The sequence below is a fragment of the Citricoccus alkalitolerans genome (assembly GCF_039528175.1).
GTDB lineage: Bacteria > Actinomycetota > Actinomycetes > Actinomycetales > Micrococcaceae > Citricoccus > Citricoccus alkalitolerans.
Window position 1 is genome coordinate 29,203 of record NZ_BAAALH010000003.1, and the last position, 20,488, is coordinate 49,690.

The 20,488-nt window shown below is 64.1% G+C and carries 20 protein-coding genes; 12 read left to right on the top strand and 8 right to left on the bottom strand.

Annotated elements, in window-relative coordinates:
- The first annotated feature begins 137 nt into the window (after nt 1-137).
- The 3 genes from ABD134_RS15100 (at nt 138) to ABD134_RS15110 (ending at nt 3,038) form a co-directional block, all read left to right on the top strand.
- Nucleotides 138-944 (top strand): ParA family protein, encoded by an 807-nt coding sequence (locus ABD134_RS15100; RefSeq protein WP_159554258.1) that lies wholly within the window; start codon nt 138-140, stop codon nt 942-944.
- Nucleotides 941-1,510 (top strand): ParB family protein, encoded by a 570-nt coding sequence (locus tag ABD134_RS15105; protein ID WP_344231025.1) that lies wholly within the window; start codon nt 941-943, stop codon nt 1,508-1,510. Before ABD134_RS15100 ends, ABD134_RS15105 begins: the two co-directional genes overlap by 4 nt.
- 301 nt (nt 1,511-1,811) lie before the next feature.
- Nucleotides 1,812-3,038 carry an ATP-binding protein gene (locus ABD134_RS15110; protein ID WP_344231026.1) on the top strand — a complete coding sequence of 409 codons (1,227 nt, stop codon included), beginning with the start codon at nt 1,812-1,814 and terminating at the stop codon, nt 3,036-3,038.
- Nucleotides 3,039-3,252: 214 nt separating this feature from the next.
- Here the strand turns inward: ABD134_RS15110 and ABD134_RS15115 are convergent, their stop codons facing one another.
- Nucleotides 3,253-4,029 carry an SOS response-associated peptidase gene (locus tag ABD134_RS15115; RefSeq protein ID WP_344231027.1) on the bottom strand — a complete coding sequence of 259 codons (777 nt, stop codon included), beginning with the start codon at nt 4,027-4,029 and terminating at the stop codon, nt 3,253-3,255.
- A gap of 55 nt (nt 4,030-4,084) precedes the next feature.
- On the opposite strand from ABD134_RS15115, the gene ABD134_RS15120 reads away from it, so the two are divergent.
- Nucleotides 4,085-4,258, top strand: coding sequence for a hypothetical protein (locus tag ABD134_RS15120; protein ID WP_344231029.1), 174 nt, complete (start codon nt 4,085-4,087; stop codon nt 4,256-4,258).
- 44 nt (nt 4,259-4,302) lie between these two features.
- Here the strand turns inward: ABD134_RS15120 and ABD134_RS15125 are convergent, their stop codons facing one another.
- The 3 genes from ABD134_RS15125 to ABD134_RS15135 all read right to left on the bottom strand — a co-directional run bounded on the left by ABD134_RS15125 (nt 4,303) and on the right by ABD134_RS15135 (nt 6,873).
- Nucleotides 4,303-5,601: a Y-family DNA polymerase gene (locus ABD134_RS15125; protein WP_344231031.1), complete on the bottom strand. Its 1,299-nt coding sequence runs from the start codon at nt 5,599-5,601 to the stop codon at nt 4,303-4,305.
- Nucleotides 5,582-5,950, bottom strand: a complete 369-nt coding sequence (locus tag ABD134_RS15130) for a LexA family protein (protein ID WP_344231162.1) — start codon at nt 5,948-5,950, stop codon at nt 5,582-5,584. The genes ABD134_RS15125 and ABD134_RS15130 overlap by 20 nt, the downstream gene beginning before the upstream one ends.
- A gap of 224 nt (nt 5,951-6,174) precedes the next feature.
- Nucleotides 6,175-6,873 carry a helicase associated domain-containing protein gene (locus tag ABD134_RS15135; RefSeq protein ID WP_344231033.1) on the bottom strand — a complete coding sequence of 233 codons (699 nt, stop codon included), beginning with the start codon at nt 6,871-6,873 and terminating at the stop codon, nt 6,175-6,177.
- Nucleotides 6,874-7,289: 416 nt separating this feature from the next.
- Here ABD134_RS15135 and ABD134_RS15140 point away from each other — a divergent pair, with 416 nt between their 5' ends.
- Together ABD134_RS15140 and nrdH are read left to right on the top strand one after the other, a co-directional pair.
- Nucleotides 7,290-7,556, top strand: coding sequence for a hypothetical protein (locus ABD134_RS15140; protein WP_344231035.1), 267 nt, complete (start codon nt 7,290-7,292; stop codon nt 7,554-7,556).
- Nucleotides 7,557-7,590: 34 nt separating this feature from the next.
- Complete coding sequence (gene nrdH, locus ABD134_RS15145; RefSeq protein WP_344231163.1) at nt 7,591-7,848, top strand: glutaredoxin-like protein NrdH; 258 nt, start codon at nt 7,591-7,593, stop codon at nt 7,846-7,848.
- A 274-nt stretch (nt 7,849-8,122) separates the two neighbouring features.
- On the opposite strand, the gene ABD134_RS15150 is transcribed toward nrdH, so the two are convergent.
- Complete coding sequence (locus ABD134_RS15150; RefSeq protein WP_344231037.1) at nt 8,123-8,953, bottom strand: hypothetical protein; 831 nt, start codon at nt 8,951-8,953, stop codon at nt 8,123-8,125.
- 172 nt (nt 8,954-9,125) lie between these two features.
- Here ABD134_RS15150 and ABD134_RS15155 point away from each other — a divergent pair, with 172 nt between their 5' ends.
- A complete protein-coding gene (locus ABD134_RS15155) occupies nt 9,126-13,973 on the top strand; it encodes a DEAD/DEAH box helicase (RefSeq protein WP_344231039.1) in 4,848 nt (1,615 codons plus the stop codon).
- A gap of 156 nt (nt 13,974-14,129) precedes the next feature.
- Here ABD134_RS15155 and ABD134_RS15160 read toward each other — a convergent pair whose 3' ends face one another.
- The gene (locus ABD134_RS15160; RefSeq protein ID WP_344231041.1) at nt 14,130-14,573 is read right to left on the bottom strand and encodes a hypothetical protein; all 444 of its coding nucleotides are present in this window, start codon (nt 14,571-14,573) and stop codon (nt 14,130-14,132) included.
- A 420-nt stretch (nt 14,574-14,993) separates the two neighbouring features.
- On the opposite strand from ABD134_RS15160, the gene ABD134_RS15165 reads away from it, so the two are divergent.
- Together ABD134_RS15165 and ABD134_RS15170 are read left to right on the top strand one after the other, a co-directional pair.
- A complete protein-coding gene (locus ABD134_RS15165) occupies nt 14,994-16,010 on the top strand; it encodes a P63C domain-containing protein (protein WP_344231043.1) in 1,017 nt (338 codons plus the stop codon).
- A gap of 733 nt (nt 16,011-16,743) precedes the next feature.
- Nucleotides 16,744-17,475, top strand: coding sequence for a GAF and ANTAR domain-containing protein (locus ABD134_RS15170; RefSeq protein WP_344231045.1), 732 nt, complete (start codon nt 16,744-16,746; stop codon nt 17,473-17,475).
- Nucleotides 17,476-17,725: 250 nt separating this feature from the next.
- On the opposite strand, the gene ABD134_RS15175 is transcribed toward ABD134_RS15170, so the two are convergent.
- Nucleotides 17,726-18,142, bottom strand: a complete 417-nt coding sequence (locus tag ABD134_RS15175; RefSeq protein WP_344231047.1) for a CBS domain-containing protein — start codon at nt 18,140-18,142, stop codon at nt 17,726-17,728.
- A 43-nt stretch (nt 18,143-18,185) separates the two neighbouring features.
- Nucleotides 18,186-18,599 carry a DUF4383 domain-containing protein gene (locus tag ABD134_RS15180; RefSeq protein ID WP_344231164.1) on the bottom strand — a complete coding sequence of 138 codons (414 nt, stop codon included), beginning with the start codon at nt 18,597-18,599 and terminating at the stop codon, nt 18,186-18,188.
- 306 nt (nt 18,600-18,905) lie between these two features.
- Between ABD134_RS15180 and ABD134_RS15185 the strand changes: the two genes are divergently transcribed.
- The 3 genes from ABD134_RS15185 to ABD134_RS15195 all read left to right on the top strand — a co-directional run bounded on the left by ABD134_RS15185 (nt 18,906) and on the right by ABD134_RS15195 (nt 20,463).
- Nucleotides 18,906-19,205 carry a DUF4193 domain-containing protein gene (locus ABD134_RS15185; RefSeq protein WP_344231049.1) on the top strand — a complete coding sequence of 100 codons (300 nt, stop codon included), beginning with the start codon at nt 18,906-18,908 and terminating at the stop codon, nt 19,203-19,205.
- 324 nt (nt 19,206-19,529) lie between these two features.
- Entirely contained in the window at nt 19,530-20,105 is a 576-nt protein-coding gene (locus ABD134_RS15190) for a hemerythrin domain-containing protein (protein ID WP_344231051.1), read from the top strand.
- Between the two features lie 7 nt (nt 20,106-20,112).
- Nucleotides 20,113-20,463: a hypothetical protein gene (locus ABD134_RS15195; protein WP_344231053.1), complete on the top strand. Its 351-nt coding sequence runs from the start codon at nt 20,113-20,115 to the stop codon at nt 20,461-20,463.
- Nucleotides 20,464-20,488 lie beyond the last annotated feature (25 nt).

The window sequence follows — 20,488 nt, forward strand, 5'->3', positions numbered from 1 at the left end:
CAGCGGTGCCGGTCTCGGGCCAGGCGATCTTGCCCCGTCGTAGCCGGACGACGGGGGAGCGGCATTGTTCTGCAGTGCCTGCCCCCTGCCTCCAGCTGCCCGCGCCGGGGACCTACCAGCAGGAGTGGAGGCACCGGGTGAGCCGAGTGATCGCCGTGTGCAACCAGAAGGGCGGCGTGGGCAAGACCACCGTGGCCGTCGGCTTGGCCGAGGTCTACGCCCTGCATGAGGGCAAGAAGGTGCTCCTCATCGACGCCGACCCGCAACGCAACGCCACCAGTGCTCTGGCCGTCACTGACCCGGAGTTCACCCTCAACGACGTGATCTACGGCGACCCGGACAACAACTTCCGCGTCCCGGCCGGTGCCGCGGCAGACGCCATCACCGAAGCCGGGGAGGCCTGGCAAATCGGCAAAGCCGCACCCCACGTCATCGCTGCCGAACGGCACCTGGCAGCCCGGGAACGGGACCAGATGCTGGCCCGGGAGTTCCGACTGCGCTCGGCCCTGTCCGGGGTCTCGGAGCTGTACGACATCGTCATCATCGACGCCCCGCCGTCGCTGGGCATGCTCACGGTCAACGCTTTGACCGCGGCCGACTGGTCCATCCTGGTCACCGAGCCGCGAGCCTCCTCCTTCGAAGGCATCGGTGAGATCGCCAAGACCATGGTCGAGGTCTCGGAAGCGTTCAATGAGAACCTTCAGGTGGCCGGCATCGTTCTTAATCGCCTCCGTCGAGGACTGCGCGACCAAGAGAACTGGGCGCTGAAGATTAGGAACACCTACGGCGACGCCGTGGTCGAACCCTCGCTGCCGGCCCGTGAGGCTTTCGCGCTGGCCCATGCCGAGGCTCGCCCGCTGATGAGCTACGGCAGATCAGCCAACACCTCGCTTGAGCCCATGAAACTGGTAGCCCGTCGTATCTGGGAGGGGAGCAACTCGTGAGCCGGTCAGACAACGTGTCGAGAGGCAGCGGGGGAGAGGACGGCGCCAACGCGCTCAAATCACTGCGCCGCGTCGGCCTGAAGAAGGCCCGCTCCACCTCCGTGGTCAACGACCTGATTGCGGGGGAGTCAGCGGCCGCCGAAGAGGCATCGAATGCACTTGCGCCGGTGGTGACGGACAAGACTGCGAAGACGCCGGCAGCGCCTGACCCGGTGCAGCCGGCACCTGTCGAGCCCGCCCCGTCAGCACCCCCTGCGACCCCGGAGCCGACTCCGATGCCGCCGCCGACACAGGACCAGCAGTCGACACCGGCACCGACTGCGGTGTCTGAGACAGCGGAGGAGAAGCCGCGGAAGGTGACGTTCTACCAGGACAACGAGCAGCGTCTGCGTGCTCGAGCGGCTTACGTGCACACCATTCCGGTCACCGGAGCGACCAGCTGGTCGGACTTCATCGCCCGTGCGGTGGAGCGCGAAACCCTCCGCTTGGAGGCCGCCTACAACGACGGGGAACCTTTCACGCAGATGCCGGGCATGGTGCGCCGAGGTCGGCCGTTCTCTTCCTGACAAGGCTCCTGGGGCAGACAGTCGGCCGCTCAAAAGGGGGGGGGGCGAAGCGCGCTATACGCAGTCCACTCCGTCGCGATCGTGGCTCACAGAGTCCGGAACTCACAGAGTTTGTCAGTTACAAGGTAATGGACACGCAACGCCTCGGCTGGTCACCTGCGCCGATGTGAGACCTCAAACAGGGAGAGGCTGAGGTCGCCGTCCGGTCGCCGGAGGATAACTTGGACGGTCCTTAGGATTGACTAACGCTGTCTAACACGCTGAGAATGTCTAACAAGGTCTAACATGACAAGGGCACCTCATGGCAACAGTCACTAATCCGTTTACCCCCGGTTTCGGGCAGAGCCCAGCCATTCTTGCTGGTCGGGCCAGCGTCATCCGCGAGTTCGAACAGGCCGTGGCCGGCGAATTGCCCGGTCAACGCAATGTCCTGATCTCCGGAGCTCGCGGAGCAGGCAAAACCGTGCTGCTCACCGAGTTCGAGGCGGTCGCCGCCGATGCAGGGTGGACGTGTATCACTCTGCACACCGCCTCCAGCTCGCTCGTGGCCGAACTGCGGGCCGAGATCGTCGAGCATCTGCGGGAGAGTGACCCTCAGGCTGAGCGGTCCCGACTGACTGGCGCGGGACTCTCCGGGGTCTCTGCCCAGCGTGACGTCGTGGAACGCTACGACGGCGAAGCCTTACCCGTCGGCCGCCTCCTCGACCGGCTCGCCGGCATCCTGGACGCCACCGGGGCAGGTCTGCTGATCACCCTGGATGAGCTGCAGTCCGTCGACCGCGCGCAACTGCATGAGGTCACCCAGCATGTTCAGGACCTCACCCGTCGTGGGCATCAGGTCGGGTTCGTCGCCGCCGGCATCCGTGCAGGCCTCGATGACCTCCTGGAGAACGACAAGACCACCTTCCTGCGCCGAGCCCACCGTGTAGAGCTCGGTAGCGTCCCTGTCGGAACTGCCGCCGAAACCATTCGCCAAACGGTGGCCGATACTCCCAAGACCATCACCCCCGAAGCCGCAGTGCGCGCCGGCGAGGTCTCTCAGGGCTACCCGTACCTCATCCAGCTCGTCGGGGCCCGCGCCTGGACCCACGCCGGCAACGCCGACACCATCGAGATCGGCGACATCGAACAGATTCGCACCGAGGTCATCCGCGAGATGGTCAAGAACGTTCACCGGCCCGCTCTCCGAGAAATCAGCGGCAGGAAACTCGACTACCTCAACGCCATGCTCGAGGACACCGGCCCGTCCCGCGTCGCGGACATCGCCGTCCGCATGGGAGAAGACCGGCGGTATCAGTCGGTCTACCGTGAACGGTTGATCCACGATGAACTGATTCACCCGGCCGGGCGAGGGTACGTCGAATACGCCCTGCCCTACCTGCGCGACGCGCTCGAAACTCTCCGCGCCGGAACTGCGCCCGTCCCCGGCGCTGACGAGGTCACCCGAACCCGCACCAGGCTCACCGCTTCGAGGAGCCGGCCGGAGACCCGGGATCGAACGACACGGGACAACAACCGGAGACACTGACCGGATACGGGAAAGGGCAAAAGCCGAAACGGCACCCACCCCCATCGGCTCAGCAGGATCACGACAGCACCCCTCCGCAGGTACCCACCGCCGGGCCCCTTGATTCGGCACCACTGGATGGACCCCAGGGCCAAGCCGGTACCGTCCCCCATGGTCCAAGACACACGCTGCCGGTGCACCCAAGCGTCAGGCTGTACGTATGTCAGTGTTCCGCCTAGGAACCCTGCACGGTCTGGATCAACTCCGGCCCGTTGTTTCGCACGTTGCCTACGGCGGTCCCGACCTCGGTCAGGGTCCATGTTGAGGCGGTCCGGTAGGCCTGGTTCCGGACCTCCTCGACCAGTGCTTCGGCCTCGTCTGCGGACGCTAGCTTCTCGGGCTTCAGCCAGGTGTCCATGGTGTCGCGGTCCATAGGCAGGGGCAGACGGTCGTGCAGACCGGCCAGCTGCTCCAAGGTCGGCTCGTCGGTGCCGGTCTCGGGGGAGGGGCCGGTGAGGATTGTGCAACTCAGAAGCCACCGGCCCTCATCGTCCTCCGCGGCTGCTGGGTCTTTCCACCATTCGTAGAGCCCGGCGAAGTAGATCGGCGAACCGTCTGCGGGGCGAACGAAGAAGGGCCGCTTCGGTGTGCCCTTGGGCGCATCCGCGGGCGGCTTGAGCCATTCGTAGTACCCATCGACCGGGACTGCGCATCGCCGGGCCTTCACTGCCGCGCGAAAGGTTGGTTTCGAGGAGACGGTTTCCGAGCGGGCGTTGAAGGCTCTCGAGCCGACGGCGATGTCCTTAGCCCACGGTGGGACCAGGCCCCACCGGGCCACGTGGACCTCCCGGCGGGTTTCGGTCTCGACTGCCCGTTCCAAGATGATGGGGACTTCGCTGGTCGGGGCCACGTTCCAGTTCGGTCGAAGCGCCAGTTCTTCCTTGGGCCCGACCGCACCGGCGTTCGCTACCAGGTCTCCGAGGGCCCGGGCCATCACATACCGTCCGCACATGGGCCCCAGTCTGCCGCACACGCCCCCGTGGACCGAGGGCGCATAGGCTGAATGGATGGAGATCACCGCCGTCACCGAGACCATCCCCGACGATGACACCGGGGCTGGCGATCGAGGAATCGATGAGCTGACGGCTGAAGCCGAGTCCTACGAGGCAGGAGTGGCGACGCTCCGTGGACGAGTGCCCGCCGGTTGGCGCATCATGAATCTGCGGCGCAGCGAGCACTGAGAAGAAGACGCCGCACTACTGGTTCCGGGGCTCGTGGGGGTCTTTTACAGGTGGGCCGTGACGAGCTCCTCCCAGTGGGTGGTGGCTCTGGGGGAGAGCATGGCACGGCGCATCTGCCAGGACGGGGGTTCCCCGAGGCCTCCGTATCCCAGCCCGATACTCCCGACTCCGAAGCGGGCTGTCACGGCGTCCAGAGTGGGGCCGAGGTTGCGGCCCTCACCGGGCGGGCCGAGGCCGGGCAGGGTCTCGGCCTGGCCGGCGGGGCGCAAATCGGTGAGTACGACGCCGGCCCGCACGTACCGGGTGCCCGGGCGGATCAGCTCGGCCAGGCCTAAGGATCCGCGTGCGATCGTCACCGGCTCGGCTGTCGGCACCGGCAGTACGGCACTGATCTGAGGGGAATGGGGCTCCTGGTCCGTGGCGAACGGTGACGTTGAAGCCCAGGCCGTGAGCACCCGGGCCTCTTGCCCGGCGTTGCGCAGTCGGGAGGCGAGCTGCTGGGCGTAGATGGACAGGACCTGGCGCATGGCCGGGGTGGTGGTGACCGGTTCGGAGAAACTGCGGGAGTAGATCAGCTGGTCCTTGTACTGGCGGGGTTCCTCCTTGAGGGGGATGCAGGGGGTGCCGCGCAGCTCGCGCACGGTGCGCTCCACGACCACCGAGAACCGCCGCCGCATCTGCCCGGGGTCCTGGGCGGCGAGGTCCGCGGCGGTATGGATATTCAGATTCGCCAGGCGCCGGCCTAGGCGCCCGGCGACGCCCCACAGGTCCATGACGGGGATGCTGGCCAGAATGGTGTCCCGTTGGGTGGGGGAGTAGGCCCCGAAGTGGCACACCCCGACCTGAGACAGGGGTCGGGAGCGTTTCACCCCGATCAGGGCGACCTTCGCCAACGTCTTGGTGGGAGCGATGCCCACACGCACCGGAACCCCGGTGCAGCGGGCCACGTCCTGACGGATGCGTCGGCCGGCCTGGATCAACTCTTCAACGGTGCCGCGCAGGCTGATGAAGGACTCGTCAATGCTGTAGACCTCTTGCCAGGCGGCGTGCCGGCCGATGACCTCCATGACCCGGGCCGAAATGCTGCCGTACAGCTCGTAGTTGGAGGATCGCGCCACGATGCCCTGGGCAGCGGCGATGGGCTCGAGTTTGAACCACGGGATCCCCATCGGGATCCCCAGCGTCTTGGCTTCTTGGGACATGGCGACGACGCAGCCGTCGTTGTTGGACAGCACCACTATTGGGCGGTTCTCCAGGCTGGGGTCGAAGACCCGCTCGCACGAGGCGTAGAAGCTCTGGCAGTCCACCAGGGCGATCATGGCCTCACGAGGCGCGGGAGACATGATGCAGTGCCACCGTGACCACGCCCCAGACCCGCAGGTCCGAGAGGGAAGGGACGGCGATGTCGGGATAGGCGGGGTTCTCCGAGGAGAGCACCACGCGGCCGTCGGTGCCGATGCTGAGTCGTTTCACGGTCAGCTCGCCGTCGAGTACGGCGATCACCACGTGGCCGTGCTGGGGGCGGATCGAGCGATCGACCACGAGTTCGTCGCCGTCCCAGATCCCGGCACCGGTCATCGAGTGTCCCCGAGCCCGCACCAGGTACGTCGAGGCCCGGTTGGGCATCAGGTGCTCGGTCAGGTCGATCTCGGCGGTGGTGTAGTCCTGGGACGGCGAGGGGAAGCCGGCCATGACCACGCCGTCCTCGACGCGCGTCCGGAGTTGGTCGTCTAGCCCCTCAGCCAGGGCCCGGACCTTGGTAGCCAGCAACTCTCCACCCCAATGAATCGAAACTATGTTCGATTGGCAATCGTACAGGTGATAACTGACGGTCGCCGACGGCCCGGCGAATCCCTGTTTCGGTTCCTCATGGCCGCTGTCAGGACCTATATCGGTGACAGTGCAGGTATCCGGTTTCAGGTGGACGGTGCAGACTCGAACGAGGGCCGCTTGCGAGGGGCGGTTTTCCAGCCCGGCACCTGGCGGTCAAGCCAGAATGCGCGTTTGGGATCGAGCGTGCCGGCTCGGTCACGGTCGTGTTGTCCCTCGATCCACGAGGCCAGCACGGTTTCCTCAGGACTCGAGCTCTTGCTGCGGCGCGGCAGACGCCCATGCGCCTCGTGGAAGCGCAACACCTCGACGAGTTTCAGTCGCCATGCGGCCTCGGCGGCCAGAGCCCGGTCATCGATACGCCAGGACGGCAGCGTCTGATCCAGCCGTCGGGCCCGGTGCGCGGCCAGACGGCCGAGGCGCTCCTCAGAGCGTTGCATCGTCAGCCAATGCGCCAACGCCCACTCATCCCCCACGTCACGGTTCGTGTCGTGCTCGCTGGCATGAGGCCGGCGCTGATGTGCCACCAAGAATCTCTGTAGTTCCTCCAATCGGGCCCGCCAGCGCCGATCCGGATCCGGTAAATACGCTGGTCGTGGTCGGGGCCGATCATGTAAGAACAACCGGGCAGGAGCGGGACCGCCGCGCAACGCCTCACCCCGCTGGCGGATGTAATTCCGAACGTACTTGGGATCGGCCTCATTGAGCCGGGCGATCACGGCGATCGGCACGCCAGCATCGGCCATCATCACCCACTCCGGGTGAGCCCGCCTGACCTGACCCATGGACACGAGCCTAAACGTCAGAGCCTGTCGCAAGGTCGTGATCGGCCGGGTCCTGTGGACAACAAGGGCGGCCGCAAGCGGCCGACGGTTTCCTGGTCCGCCGGGACGGCATCGGACCAGGTACCGGCCCTGGCGGGCCGGCTTCTTCTTCGTTTTTTGCTGCTGTCCTTCGGATTATGTGCCCCGGCTCCACCGGCACAAGCCCCTCCGCTAGCGCTACGGGGCCGGCTCCTGAAGAAACCTTGGCTCGGCGCTCCCTCGTTCCTCGGTCGCTTGTTTCCTTCCCAAGCTTTCTTCTTCCGCCGCCCTGCGGGTTGCTGCCGGCTCCGTCCGGGGCAGCTCACTGCGTTTCGCCAGCAGGCAAAAAACAACGGGGGAGAGGGCCAACCTACCCCCGACGGTGAGAGGAACCCCAGATGAGTCACCACGCGATCTACGACAGCATGCAAGACAACTGTGCCGACATCCTGACCCCGGTGTGCCCGTTCTGTGGGCAGCAGGGATGGATCACCGTCCCCCAGGCCGGGGCCGACGCCCTGATGAAAGGCCACCCTGTGCAGGACGCACTGCCCGAGCTCGATCACCGACTGCGGGAGCAGATCACCAGCGGCATCCACCCGCGCTGCTTCCCCGGCGCCGAGTTCGGCGACGGCATCGACCCCGACCTCATCCACAGCCACTGACCACGACAGTTCCATCCGAGAGGACCAGACCATGATCACCGTGACCGTCTATAGCAAGCCGGCCTGCGCGCAGTGCAACGCCACCTACAGGGCCCTGGAGAAGAAGGGCGTCGCCTGCGAGACCGTGGACCTGTCCCAAGACCCCGAAGCACTGCAGCGGGTGCGGGACCTGGGCTACATGCAGGCCCCCGTGATCATCACAGAGACCGGCGATCACTGGTCCGGATTCCGCCCCGACAAGATCGAAGAGCTGGCCCAGCAGCTGGCCTGCGTGCAGACCAGGCCGGCATGAAGGGCGATGTCTGCGCCCACCCCCTGATGCCATGGATCGTCTGGACGGGGCTGAATCGAGGGCCGGCACTCCGGCCGCGTCCAGCAGGGCATTCGTGTTGGCGCACACCCCCAGCACCGTCTTGCGTTGGCACGATACGCCGCAGCCCTGAACCTGGCAGGCGGCCCGCCGCTCTCCACCCCAGGGCCGGACGGGACCCCATGGCCGGCACCGCGGCCCCGTGGTGCCCAGACGTCGACAATGGGCCTGGCTGAGAGGCCCGTGATGTCCGACCTCAAGGTATCTCGACCACCATTGAAGTGGCGACGTCCCGGAGCTCGGCGTATTCTTCCGTCTCGAGCAGCGCACGTACGGCCTCCTCGCCCTCTCGACCAGTGATTTGCTCAGCCTCAGCTTGACCGGTGTAGCCCAGGAACGAGTTGCCCGCCTCCTGCTCATAACCCTCGACACGCGGAGTGGTAAAGACCCAGGAGTCCCAAAGGTCGTCGCCTGTGGCGCCGCGCGGGTCGCCCCCTTCCGCCACGCTCACCCATAGTTCATACTCGCCGGGACTGCCTGGCGTGTCATAGGAGTGGACCAGCGCTGCTCGGTACCAAACCTCCCCATACAGCTCGGACTGGGGAACCTCCGGCATGTGCTTCGCGTCGAGCACTTCAATAAGCTCCGGCCATGGACGGCCATGCTTTATGGATGCATTACCGGTCTCGACATCGAAACCAATGGTTTGGGCTGCATTCTGGAATCCCACATACTCGTAAGGTTGACCCGGATAGTCCGTCTCGTCGGGACTCTCGACTTCCCAGAACTCTCCCGGGGCGACTGTCCACCCTGCAGGCAGCGTCCAGGTAAACATGCCGTCCTTGGTGGAGTACTGGCGTACTTCTTCGGTCGTTGGCTCTTTGGGCGGTGCGGTGGGGCCCGGTGATTCCGTTGTTGGTTCGGCGGGGGGTTGCGCAACCGCATCCGGCGTGCCCGTATCCGGGCTGGTAACCCCTCCCTCGGTGCCCACGCTTTCGTTGCCTGGGTCGGTGCAGGCTGTGAGTGTCAGGGCTGCGGCTAGCCCGATGCCGAGTGCTGCAGACCAGCGCCATTTTGCGAGGGCCATGATGGGGTCATTGTGTTGCATGTCTAATTGCACCACCACGAGGGACTCTGAGAAAGATCCCGGCGTTCTTCGATCCCATCCTGCGGCTCATGGATCCCCGCGTCCGTGGTGGTCGGCGGAGCGGGCCTGCCGCTGCACGAAACGGCCTTCTTGCTAGACGATAATGGCTTGCATGATTACCGCGCCTTCACCCATGGACCTCCTGGACCGCATGTACTACGCCGAAGGCTCGGAAGCGGAAAAGGGCTCCAGATTCGAACGGTTCATCCAGGCCTTCCTCCAGACGGACCCGACCTGGGCCGAGCAGTTCTCCGACGTCTGGCTCTGGGAAGATTGGCCCGGCAATACCGGCCACGACATCGGCATTGACCTGGTCGCCCAACGCCGCGACGGGGGGCTGGTGGCCATCCAATGCAAGTTCTACTCCCCCGAGCGGCATATCTCCAAGGGAGACATCGACTCATTCCTGGCGGCTTCCGGCCGGACGGGATTCACCGAGCGCATCATCGTCTCGACCTCAACCAAGTGGGGACCCAACGCCGAAGAGGCCATCCGGGATCAGGCGGTCCCGGTGCGCCGTCTGGGGCTGCCCGATTTGGAGCAGTCCCGCGTCGACTGGACCTACTTCGACCCGCAGACCCCTACCGCGCTCAGTCTCACCGAGCAGGACGATCTCCGTCCCTACCAGCGCACCGCGATCGACACGGTGCGGGCTGGGTTCCGGGAGCATGACCGCGGCCGGATGATCATGGCTTGCGGCACCGGAAAGACCTTCACCTCGCTGCGTCTGGCCGAAGAGGAGGTCGGGGCCGCCGGGAGCGTGCTGTTCCTAGTTCCCTCGATCGCCCTGTTGTCCCAGGCTCTGCGCGAGTGGTCCAACCAGACCCGTCTGGGAATGACCGCGATGGCCGTGTGCTCCGATGCCAAGGCCTCCAAGGCCCGGCGTCGCACCGAGGACAGCCCGGAGATCTCCGTGGTGGACCTGGCGCTGCCAGCCACCACAGAGCCCCGCATCCTGGCCCAACGGATGAAGCATGCCCGGGCCAATGGCGAGGGCATGCGGGTGGTGTTCGCCACCTACCAGTCCATCGACGTCGTCGCCCAGGCCCAACAGATCGCCGGGCTCGAACCGTTCGACCTCGTCATCTGCGACGAAGCCCACCGCACCACTGGCGTCACCGAACTCGCCAACGACGAATCGGCTTTCGTCCGGGTCCATGACGGGCACTACCTCAAGGCTTCCAAGCGCCTGTATATGACGGCCACCCCGCGGATCTATGACGACGCCTCCAAAGCCAAGGCCGGTAAGGCCCAGGCCGTGTTGGCGTCGATGGATGATGAGGACACCTACGGCCCGGAGATGTACCGCCTCGGTTTCGGTGATGCCGTGAACATGGGAATGCTGACCGACTACAAGGTCCTGATCCTCACCGTCAATCGAGAATCCGTGAACGAGGCCCTACAGACGGCGTTCGCCCAGGACGGTGAACTCACCCTCGATGACGCCACCCGTCTGGTGGGCTGCTGGAACGGGCTGGCCAAGCGGGGGGACTCTGAGCACGCCTTTGCCGCCGATGCTCAGCCGATGCGTAGGGCGGTCGCGTTCACTCGGAGCATCAAGGCCTCCCAGCAGGTCAAGCAGCAGTTCACCGAGGTCATCGACGCCTACGTCGATGCCGAGCACGACGAGCCGGTGAACGATCTGCTGCGGGTCGAGGTTGAGCACGTCGACGGCACGATGAACGTGATGGAGCGCAACCGCCACCTGGATTGGCTCCGCGAAACCACCGAGGACAACACCTGCCGAGTCCTGTCCAACGCCCGGTGCCTCTCCGAAGGTGTGGACGTCCCGTCCCTGGACGCCGTGATGTTCTTGAACCCGCGCAAGAGCGTCGTCGACGTCGTGCAGTCCGTCGGGCGGGTCATGCGTCTATCGGCGGGCAAGAAATACGGCTACATCATCCTGCCGGTCGTCGTGGAGGCCGGGGTGGAGGCCGAGGACGCCCTGGATCAGAACAAGAACTTCCAGGTCGTCTGGGAGGTCCTGCAGGCCCTGCGTGCCCATGACGAGCGTTTCGATGCCATGGTCAACAAGATCGAACTCAACAAGGACCACAACCCCAAGATCGATGTCATCGGCGTCGGGTTCGATCACAACGACGACGGCACCTCGGCCTCCGTGGAAGGCACCCAGACCAAGCTCGGGCTCCGGCTGTCCCAGATGGACGAGCTACGCGATGCGATCTACGCACGCATGGTCAAGAAGGTCGGCACCAAGCAGTACTTGGAGCAGTGGGCCCAGGACATCGCCGACATCGCCCGAGCCCACATCGAACGCATCACCCAGCTCGTCGAGGACCCCGCCACGGACGCCGCCGCACAGTTCGGCGTATTCCTCGAAGCGCTGCGGGGCAACCTGAACGAATCGATCACCCCCGACGGGGCCATCGAGATGCTGGCCCAGCACATGATCACCAAGCCGGTCTTCGATGCCCTGTTCGCGGACTACGAGTTCACCAAGTCCAACCCGGTCTCCCAGGTCATGGACCGCATGGTCGCCGCGCTCACCGCAGTGCACGTCGACGCCGAAGCCGCGACGCTCGAAAGGTTCTACGATTCCGTCCGCCTGCGCGCCGCGGACATCGACAACGCCGCCGGCAAGCAAAAGATCATCACCCAGCTCTACGAATCGTTCTTCAAGAAGGCCTTCCCCGCGACAGCCGATTCCATGGGCGTGGTCTACACCCCGGTGGAGATCGTCGATTTCATCCTGCGCAGTGTCAACGAGATCCTCCGCGAGCAGTTCGGCCGGACCCTGGGCGACGCGGGTGTCCACGTGCTCGATCCCTTCACCGGAACCGGTATGTTCATCGTCCGGCTGCTGCAATCCGGCCTCATCAAGCCGGAGGACCTGGCCCGCAAATACGCCTCCGAGCTCCACGCCAACGAGATCCTGTTGCTGGCCTACTACATCGCCGCGGTCAACATCGAGACCACCTACCACGACCTCGCCGCCGAACGCGACGGCAAAGATCTCGCCGAGGAGGGCTACGTGCCCTTCGACGGCATCGTCCTCACCGACACCTTCCAGCTCACCGAGGACGGCGACATCCAGGACGAGGTGGTCTTCCCGACCAACAACTCCCGCGCCGAACACCAGAAGGGCCTGGACATCCGCGTCATCGTCGGCAACCCGCCCTACTCCGTCGGCCAGAACTCGGCGAACGACGACAACGCCAACGTCGACTACCCGACGCTTGATGCCCGCATTCGCGACACCTACGCCGCTCGGACCGCGGCCACCAACAAGAACAGCCTCTACGACTCCTACATGCGCGCCATACGCTGGGCTTCCGACCGCCTCGGCGCCGAGGGCGTCATCGGCTTCGTCACCAACGGCGGGTGGATCGAAGGCAACACCGCCGCCGGCGTCCGCAAGACCCTCGCCGACGAGTTCTCCGAAATCTACGTCTTCAACCTCCGCGGCAACGCCCGAACCGCTGGCGAGAAGCGACGGAAAGAGAAGGGCAACGTCTTCGGTTCTGGGGGAAGGACGACCATCGCGATCTTCCTCCTCGTCCGGAACCCTGCCCACACCGGCCCCGGCGCGATCCACTACCGCGACATCGGCGACTACCTCACCGCCAAGGACAAGCTCGCCATCATCGAGGAAGCGGACATCCACCACATCCCCTGGAGCACCATCACCCCAAACGAGCACGGCGACTGGATCAACCAACGCGACGAAAAGTACCTCACGTACCCCATCCTCGGCGACCAAAAGTCAACCGCAGTGCGTGTCTTTGCGGAATTCTCGCGAGGACTGGAGACCAACCGGGACTTCTGGGTGTACAACTCGTCCCGCATAGCACTGGATGAGAATCTCAGCCGATTTATCTCTACCTACAAGAACGAGCAGACTCGGTTCCAGGCGCATAAGGAAGCCACTCACCTGGACCGTGCTAAGGGAACAGACACCGGCGGAGTCGTGACCACCGACGAAACCCAGATCAAGTGGAACCGTTCATTGCGCGACCGACTGGCAAAGGGAAAGTCACTCGAACGTCAATCCGGACGCACCACCCTCGCGCTATACCGGCCTTTCTTCCGCCAGCACATCGACCACTCAGACGGCCTTGTCTACCTGCCCGCGGTTGCCCGCCGGTACTTCCCAACCGCTGCGCACGAGAACTTCGGGTTCTATCTTGTGGGCCCGGGGTCAGCAGTTCCTTTCACCGCAGTTGCAACTCGGCTTGTGCCAGATCTGCACGTCACAGGCGCTGGTTCCGGTGGCAACTTCTTTCCGCGCTACACCTGGGTCCCGGTCGAGGAAGGCGCTTTGGAAATCGGCGAAGATGTCCTCGATGGATACCTCCGCGTTGACAACATCACCGACGCCTTCCTGGCGCACATGCGCAGCCTCTACGGTCCGGCCGTCACCAAGGACGATGTCTTCTATTTCGTCTACGGGCTGCTGCATGCACCGGAGTATCGCCAGCGCTACAAAGGTGAGCTCAAGCAGATGCTCCCCCGCATCCCCAACGTCTCGGACAGCGCGTTTCATGCTCTCACGGCCGCTGGCCGGGAGCTTGCCAGCCTGCACATGGACTACGAGGACGTCGAACAGTTCCCTCTTCGAGCCGAGGGCGGCGACCAGCTTTCTTTCGGGGATGAGGACAGCATCTACCACGTCGATAAGATGCGCTTCCCAACCGGCCACAAGGCTGCAGACACCCCCTCGCGGATCATCCTCAACCCGAACATCACCGTTGACGGCATCCCGGAAGCGGCCTACCGGTATCAGCTCGGATCCCGCTCGGCGATCGAATGGGTCATGCGCCAGTACCAAGTCTCCACCGACAAAGCCTCGGGGATCGTCAACGACCCCAATCAATGGGGTACCGAACATGGAAACCCTCGGTTCGTCCTCGATCTTCTGGAGAAAGTCGTGGCCGTATCTGTGAGGACCACGGAAATTATGGAGAGCCTTCCACCGTTGTCGTCCGAGGGAGGAAAGTAATGGCCAAGAAGGTGGGGCCGACAGCCGGCGTAACCGCCGTTGAGCGACGCGAGCCGCCATATAGATCTGCGAGAACCGCGGCCACCTATCGCTGCGATTCACGCCATGTAGCCGCCTCCTGAGGTCCGTGCCGTCGACTTCTGGAGCTGACACCTCTTAACTGGTGTAGCTCTCGCAGGACTCGACGGTATCCGCTGGAAGCCCCAGCTTTGCGCGGATCTTCTGTGCCGCAGCCGGACCATCCGACTCCACTGTCATCTGCTCGTAGGCGTCCACGACGGTGAAGTATTGGTCCACGTCTCTGGCTTCCGCCATGTTGGACAGGAACGCCATCTCCTCGTACTGAAAATCCACAAGGGTCTGGATGTCCTCTTGCACCGCGGTCGGCCATTCGGCTTCCTCGGCGGAGAAGGCAACTGCAACATCTCGGCTTGCGTCTCGTGATTCAGCCGCCGCGTTCGTTAAGGGGGTCAACTCCGGGGTGCCACCAGCGTTGAGCGTGTCCACCGCCCCGAACAGCACATCGTTGTATCCATCGCCCACCTCGTTCGCTGAGCAGATGTGCTGAAGGTAGTGGGCGCCAGCTTCCTCCAGGTTCATCGGTTCCGACTCTGACTCGGGCGACGGCGCGTTTTCGCTGGTTACCGCGGCCCCGGACGTTGAAGTGGCAGCCACTGTAGGTGTCCCCGCTTCACCCGATCCGCATCCTGTGACCACCAGCAGGAGCCCCAGCGTGCAGGCAAGTTTCCTCTCCATACTTCCCCCAACGAGTGAGTGTGACGTGGGATCTCATCGTATCTATCCAAGTCACACGCATGATCATGGTGGACAGGGGCCAGATTGAGATATGGCGTTCGTGCAGCCGACTCCTGACATCCGTGCCGTCGACCTCTGAAACTGACACCAGATGACTACTGCCGCTCCATCGATACTCTTCATAACTAGCACGCATAAGAGCATTGAATGCGTGCATGGTATAGTTTATGCAGGCATTATTCGCAACAAGGATGGAGCGCACATATGACCGATCCGAGCGGCCGCGCCAAAGGCGGCGTGGCACGGGCTTCCAAGATGACCCCCGCACAGCGGAAGGAGTCGGCACAGAAAGCTGCAGCCGCCCGTTGGGCCACGCCCGAACCCAAGCGGGCCATCTCTGGTTCTGCCGACCGTCCACTGATGATCGGCGACGCCGCGATCGAGTGCTATGTTCTCGACGACGGGACGCGTGTGATCACACAGGGAGCAATGCTGACCGCACTCGGCCGCAGTCGGCGAGTGAACACTAAGCCGGGCGACGATATTACCTTGCCGCCGATTCTCCGAGCTCAGGCGCTTCGCCCCTTCATCTCGGACGAACTCATCGAAGATGCCCGCCCGATCAGCTTCGTCACCCCCTCCGGTGTTCGAGCCAACGGATACCGAGCCGACGTGCTACCTCAGGTGTGCGAAGCATGGCTCTCGGCTCGCAGCGCTGACACACTTCTCAAGAGTCAGCACCCGATCGCTACCGCCGCCGAGATTATTGTTCGTGGGCTTGCTCGCGTCGGCATCATCGCACTCATTGACGAGGCCACTGGATATCAGGACGTCCGCGCCCGCGATGCGCTGGCCAAGATCCTAGAGGCGTACGTCGCTGACGAGTTGCAGCCATGGGTGAAGACGTTCGACGTTGACTTCTACAAGGAGATGTTTCGCCTCCGGGAACTGCGGTTCGACCCGTCTTCTCTGAAGAAGCCTAGTTACTTCGGCCACTTGACGAACGACGTCGTGTATAGGCGCGTTGCCCCTGGTGTGTTCGATGAAATCAAGGCGGAGCGAGCGAAGGACGAGAAGAAGCGCAAGGCAAAGTTCCATCAGCAGCTCACGACCGAGGTTGGTCACCCCAAGCTCCGCGAGCACATCGCTTCGGTCACGACGATCATGAAGCTCAGCGACGACTGGACGGACTTTAAGGCGAAGCTTGACCGAGTGCACCCCATCATCGACCCCAATCAGCCTCAGCTGTGGGAGGACGAGATCCTCGAGTCGGCGCACTGACGATGAAAGCGCCCATCCTGACGTGGTGTTAAGCAAACGCGGGAGGCCCCGTCGGCGCTGCCTTGGGGGGCGCTTCCATACGGCCTGCCACGGCCCGAAGTGCGCCGGGGCATCCCGTCAGAAAAAACCGGACCGGTACCTGTAGATGATGCCCTGCTAGGGGGTGCCGAATCCGGCGTCGGAGGGGAACTTTTGGCCATCGGCGCCGGTACCCGTGAACCAGTGTTGCCGCGACGCAACTGGCCTATGGAACGCTCTCGGCCTAATGCACGAGGCAGGTTCCAGCACGTCTCACCAAACAATCCCTTTGCGAACAGCGTTGGTGATTAAGGCCCGGCGTCAGTGCACCCGACTCCTGGCATTCGTGCCGCCGACTCTTGAAATGACACCCCGTCCGTAAACGACCGATTCTGACCCGGTGGCTTTTGATGCTCAGACGCTGCTTCGTGCGCCGCCTCGCAAGCCAAGTACGAAAGTTCAAGCTTCTCCGTGAAGCCTCCGGCGGATTCTGACCCCTATCGCAGCGTCTCCGCATGTGGCCCCAAACTCTGCCGCGGCTTGTCGGCCACGGCACGTCCGGATCGGCCGCCGGCAGGATCCACGGCTATGGTGATGGGACACGGTTGAGCCAACAGCCGCAGGTAATCTGACAGCAGCCGACCGTATCGCGGGCCCCAGAACATTAGGGGACCGGTCCGGATCCTGGCTGCACCGAGGCGCTGGAGGCCCGAGCATGGCTATTGAAGCCAAGACAACCGTCAACGAGTATTTGTACGGAAAGATTCTGGAATTCGATGAGGTGGAAGCGTTCTTGGATGCGCTGACGCGCCTGGCGGTCCATGAGCTCTCCGACGGAGGCGAGGACGTGCTGTGCGGGATCACGCTGTTGCGTAAACGGCGCGCGGGCACCGTGGCCAGCAGCAGCGAAGAGGCGCAGGACGTAGATGAAATCCAATACGGCTACCGTGACGGCCCCTGTCTGTCCGCCTCACGAAACCAAGTGACGGTGAAGGTCTCCGACCTGCAGAATGACGACCGGTGGCCCGACTATGCCAGGGACGTTTCACAGCGCGGCATCCGCTCGGTCCTGGCCATCCCCTTCGAGCTGGAAGCCGGGGACGGGGCGGCCTTGAACCTGTACTCTGCCGAACCAGGGAAATTCACGGACGCCAAGGTCGAGGCCGCCCAGAACTATGCCCAGCAAGCATCGCAAGCGCTAGCCCTGTCCCTGCGCCTGGCCAAGCACCGCGAGGCCGAAGCCGACGTGCTCGAAGCAATGAAATCTCGCACCACGATCGATCTTGCCGTGGGCATCATCATGGGCAAGAACGGCTGCAGCCAGGAAGACGCGGTCCGCATCCTCAAGTCAGCTTCGACGAGCCGCAACATCAAGCTCCGCGAAATCGCGGCCGGCGTCGTCGCATCTACTGGAACTGAACCTCCCGGCACACACTTCGACCGCTAAACAACCTGACGGTGTGCCACCACTCCTACGCCGTCAGCGCCACGCGGCCCCAGTTTCCAACCAGAATCGGGGCGAGGACGACGGGGTCCGGGGTCGGGGGCGTGTCCTTGCGGGGACCTCGGTGAATCGGGCTCGTGCTGCCAAGGGGCAAGGGCCGGACGCGCTCGTGGCCGGCCCGGTTGAATCAGCCACAGGCCCCTGCCGGTTCTCCGGCAGGGGCCTGTGGCTGGCTTCAGGGGAGGCCGTGGAGTCAGTCCTGGGAGATGACTTCCAGCAACTCACCGACGCGGTCGTCGGGCCAATTGCGGGCGACGTCGGCCTGGCTGAGCATGCCGACCAGGTCGTGGCCGTCGATGACCGGTAGGCGGCGGACCTGGTGTTCCTTCATGGTCTGAATGGCTTCCTCGATGCTGTCGTCGGCGCCGATGGTCACCGGCTTGCCTTGGGCGAACTCGCCGGCCGTGGTTTGACGTGGGTCGCCGCCGGCAGCCAGGCACTTGATCACGATGTCCCGGTCTGTGACGACGCCTTTGAGACGGTTGTCCTCCCCGCAGATGGGCAGTTGACCCACATCGAGGTCCTTCATCTTGCGGGCGGCCTCTTCCAGGGTCTCGTTCTCGCCGATGCACTCAGCTCCGGCAGTCATGACTTCGCGTGCGGTTTTCATGGTGCTCCTCTCCGCAGGGGATGGTGTGGATGGTGGTGGGGGATCAGTACTTGGGTGAGGCCGCGGTCAACTCCGTGGTGTGCTTCCTCCGAGGCAGGAAGGACAGAGCGACCATGGTCACGCCAAGCCCAAGGTGTAGCCAGTTGTCGGCGGTGTTGAATGGCACGAAGTTCGCCGGGGAGTCGTGTCCGATGAACAGGCCGTAGAGCCACAGCAAGAGATAGACGACGCCGCCCCACAGCAGGTAGTGCCGTGCCATGGTCCCTGTCCGAGCCAGTACCAGTCCGGCGATGCCGTAGAGCAGGTGGACGATGTTGTGCAGGATCGAGACCTGGAAGATGCCCATCAGCATGGCTTCGGAGTGGTGTCCGGCAAATTGCATGGTCTCGTAGTTGGTGGTCAAGCCCGGGATGAACCCGGCGATGCCGACCAACAAGAAGACGACACCGTAGATCATCGCCACGATCTGAACCGGGCTACGACCCGGGGCGTCACGTTCGGCGGTGGTGCGATGTGTGGGGGGCCGGTCAGGGGTGGTGCTCATGGTCTGTCCTTCCGAGAGATGACGTCTGGCAGGTAATCAGCCATAGTCCGATCATGTCCCGGCGTTCGCACCGCCGTGAAGACCCGAGACACCCGGAATCGGTGAGCTGTCCGATGGTCATGGCGTGGAATACGAGGAGCGGCCCGCGTGTTGTCTGCAGTCCATGACCATCGGCCGGGCGACTGGCCTCATCCCGCCGCGGAGGCTGATCAGACTTCCATGTCCACCGATTTCGATACTCCACGCAAGAACGACGATGAGTTCTCCGAGGAATCCATTGAGGCGCTCAAATCCCATCGTGCCGACACCCAGTCCGCCGTGGTGGACGAGGATGAGACCGCCGCCGCGGAGGGATTCGAACTTCCCGGTGCCGACCTCTCCGGGGAGGAGTTGATGGTCCGGGTGCTTCCTGCCCAGGTCGACGAGTTCACCTGTGCCTCCTGCTTCCTGGTCCGTCACCGGTCCCAGGTCGCGAAGGAGAAAGACGGTCTGCTGTACTGCACCGATTGCGAAGACTGAATCCAGGCCGCCGGCTGAGTCGGGGCTCGGATGGCGGGCCCGAAGTCCCGTCTAACCGAACACAAGGACCGGTCCACGTGCCGATCTGTATCCTCCCGGGGCCGTGGTGGCACTCGGTGCCCTAGACGAGCTGGGGGCAAGCCTGGCAATCGCGTGTGGACGTCCTTGTCGCGCCATCTGCCGATGAGGCAAGGTGAGCGGTAGCGTGCCCGACACAGCCGGACGCGCCCGGCTTTGCCCCGATGCAAAAACGCAAGGGGCACCCGGCCCACGACTGGCCGCTGGCTCCGACTCGAGGAGCCTCGAACCAAGGAGATACCTGTCATGACTGAAAACACCATCGATGGACAGCAATCCGATGCCGTGGACATCCTCACAGCCGACCACCGCGCCATGCTTGAGCTGCTGGGCCAGATTGAAAGCACTGCAGACGCCGACGAGCGACGCGACCTGGCAGACACCGTGATCGCCGAGGTGATGCGCCATGCTGTGGCCGAGGAGATGTTCGTCTACCCGGCTATGGAGAAGCACCTCCCGAACGGTGCCGAAGAAGTCGAGCACGATAAGAAGGAGCATGACGAGCTTGTCCAGGTGATGAAGCGGATCGAGGACATCAATGCCTCCGACCCCGAGTTCATGGATTGCGTCCGGGAAATGGAGAGCCAGTTGCGCCACCATATCGACGACGAGGAATCTGACCAGTTCCCCCAGCTTCGGGCGAGCATCCCGGCCGATGAGCTCGTCGAGATTGGACAGAAGGTCGAGAACGCCAAGAAGATCGCTCCCACGCGGCCGCATCCCAATGCGCCCCACTCGGAACTGTTCCACAAGACCATCGGTCCCGGGGTGGGCATGGTTGACCGGCTCCGGGACAAGCTCACCGGCCGGAAAACCGACTAAGCGCCGTATGGCGATCAACTACAACGCCTGTTTCGGCGACGCCGAGTACATGGCCAGCATCAGCGATCCGACACGGCGCGGCCTGATCGGTCCCGTCGGCTGGTTCAGTGACATCTTCATCGGCAAGGGCACCACGGCGGACGTCGACGGGGTTGTGCGCGGTGCGGATGCCGTCCTGGACACCGTGCCGATACCGGTCTCGGAGGACTGGGAACCGGACGTCTACACGGCTGCCCTGAAGAGAGCCGGCTGGGAACCGCTGAATTCCTTGCCGGACCGTCCTGTCCGGCAATTTCCGGTCCGGAGTGCCGAAAGCGCTGCCGTCGACGACGGAGATGCCGACGTGGCATTGGCCTAGGGCCCGCCCTCCACCAAGACCGACC

Bases quoted from the DNA above. Each gene is read 5' to 3' on its own strand.
- ABD134_RS15125 (WP_344231031.1), bottom strand. From the start codon at position 5,601: ATGTCTCCCGCGCCTCGTGAGGCCATGATCGCCCTGGTGGACTGCCAG.
- ABD134_RS15175 (WP_344231047.1), bottom strand. From the start codon at position 18,142: ATGAAAACCGCACGCGAAGTCATGACTGCCGGAGCTGAGTGCATCGGC.
- ABD134_RS15195 (WP_344231053.1), top strand. From the start codon at position 20,113: ATGGCGATCAACTACAACGCCTGTTTCGGCGACGCCGAGTACATGGCC.
- ABD134_RS15120 (WP_344231029.1), top strand. From the start codon at position 4,085: ATGGAGATCACCGCCGTCACCGAGACCATCCCCGACGATGACACCGGG.
- ABD134_RS15135 (WP_344231033.1), bottom strand. From the start codon at position 6,873: ATGGGTCAGGTCAGGCGGGCTCACCCGGAGTGGGTGATGATGGCCGAT.
- ABD134_RS15165 (WP_344231043.1), top strand. From the start codon at position 14,994: ATGACCGATCCGAGCGGCCGCGCCAAAGGCGGCGTGGCACGGGCTTCC.
- ABD134_RS15160 (WP_344231041.1), bottom strand. From the start codon at position 14,573: ATGAACCTGGAGGAAGCTGGCGCCCACTACCTTCAGCACATCTGCTCA.
- ABD134_RS15150 (WP_344231037.1), bottom strand. From the start codon at position 8,953: ATGGCCCTCGCAAAATGGCGCTGGTCTGCAGCACTCGGCATCGGGCTA.
- ABD134_RS15140 (WP_344231035.1), top strand. From the start codon at position 7,290: ATGAGTCACCACGCGATCTACGACAGCATGCAAGACAACTGTGCCGAC.
- ABD134_RS15180 (WP_344231164.1), bottom strand. From the start codon at position 18,599: ATGATCTACGGTGTCGTCTTCTTGTTGGTCGGCATCGCCGGGTTCATC.
- ABD134_RS15185 (WP_344231049.1), top strand. From the start codon at position 18,906: ATGTCCACCGATTTCGATACTCCACGCAAGAACGACGATGAGTTCTCC.
- ABD134_RS15190 (WP_344231051.1), top strand. From the start codon at position 19,530: ATGACTGAAAACACCATCGATGGACAGCAATCCGATGCCGTGGACATC.
- ABD134_RS15170 (WP_344231045.1), top strand. From the start codon at position 16,744: ATGGCTATTGAAGCCAAGACAACCGTCAACGAGTATTTGTACGGAAAG.
- ABD134_RS15155 (WP_344231039.1), top strand. From the start codon at position 9,126: ATGATTACCGCGCCTTCACCCATGGACCTCCTGGACCGCATGTACTAC.
- ABD134_RS15110 (WP_344231026.1), top strand. From the start codon at position 1,812: ATGGCAACAGTCACTAATCCGTTTACCCCCGGTTTCGGGCAGAGCCCA.
- ABD134_RS15130 (WP_344231162.1), bottom strand. From the start codon at position 5,950: ATGGCCGGCTTCCCCTCGCCGTCCCAGGACTACACCACCGCCGAGATC.
- ABD134_RS15115 (WP_344231027.1), bottom strand. From the start codon at position 4,029: ATGTGCGGACGGTATGTGATGGCCCGGGCCCTCGGAGACCTGGTAGCG.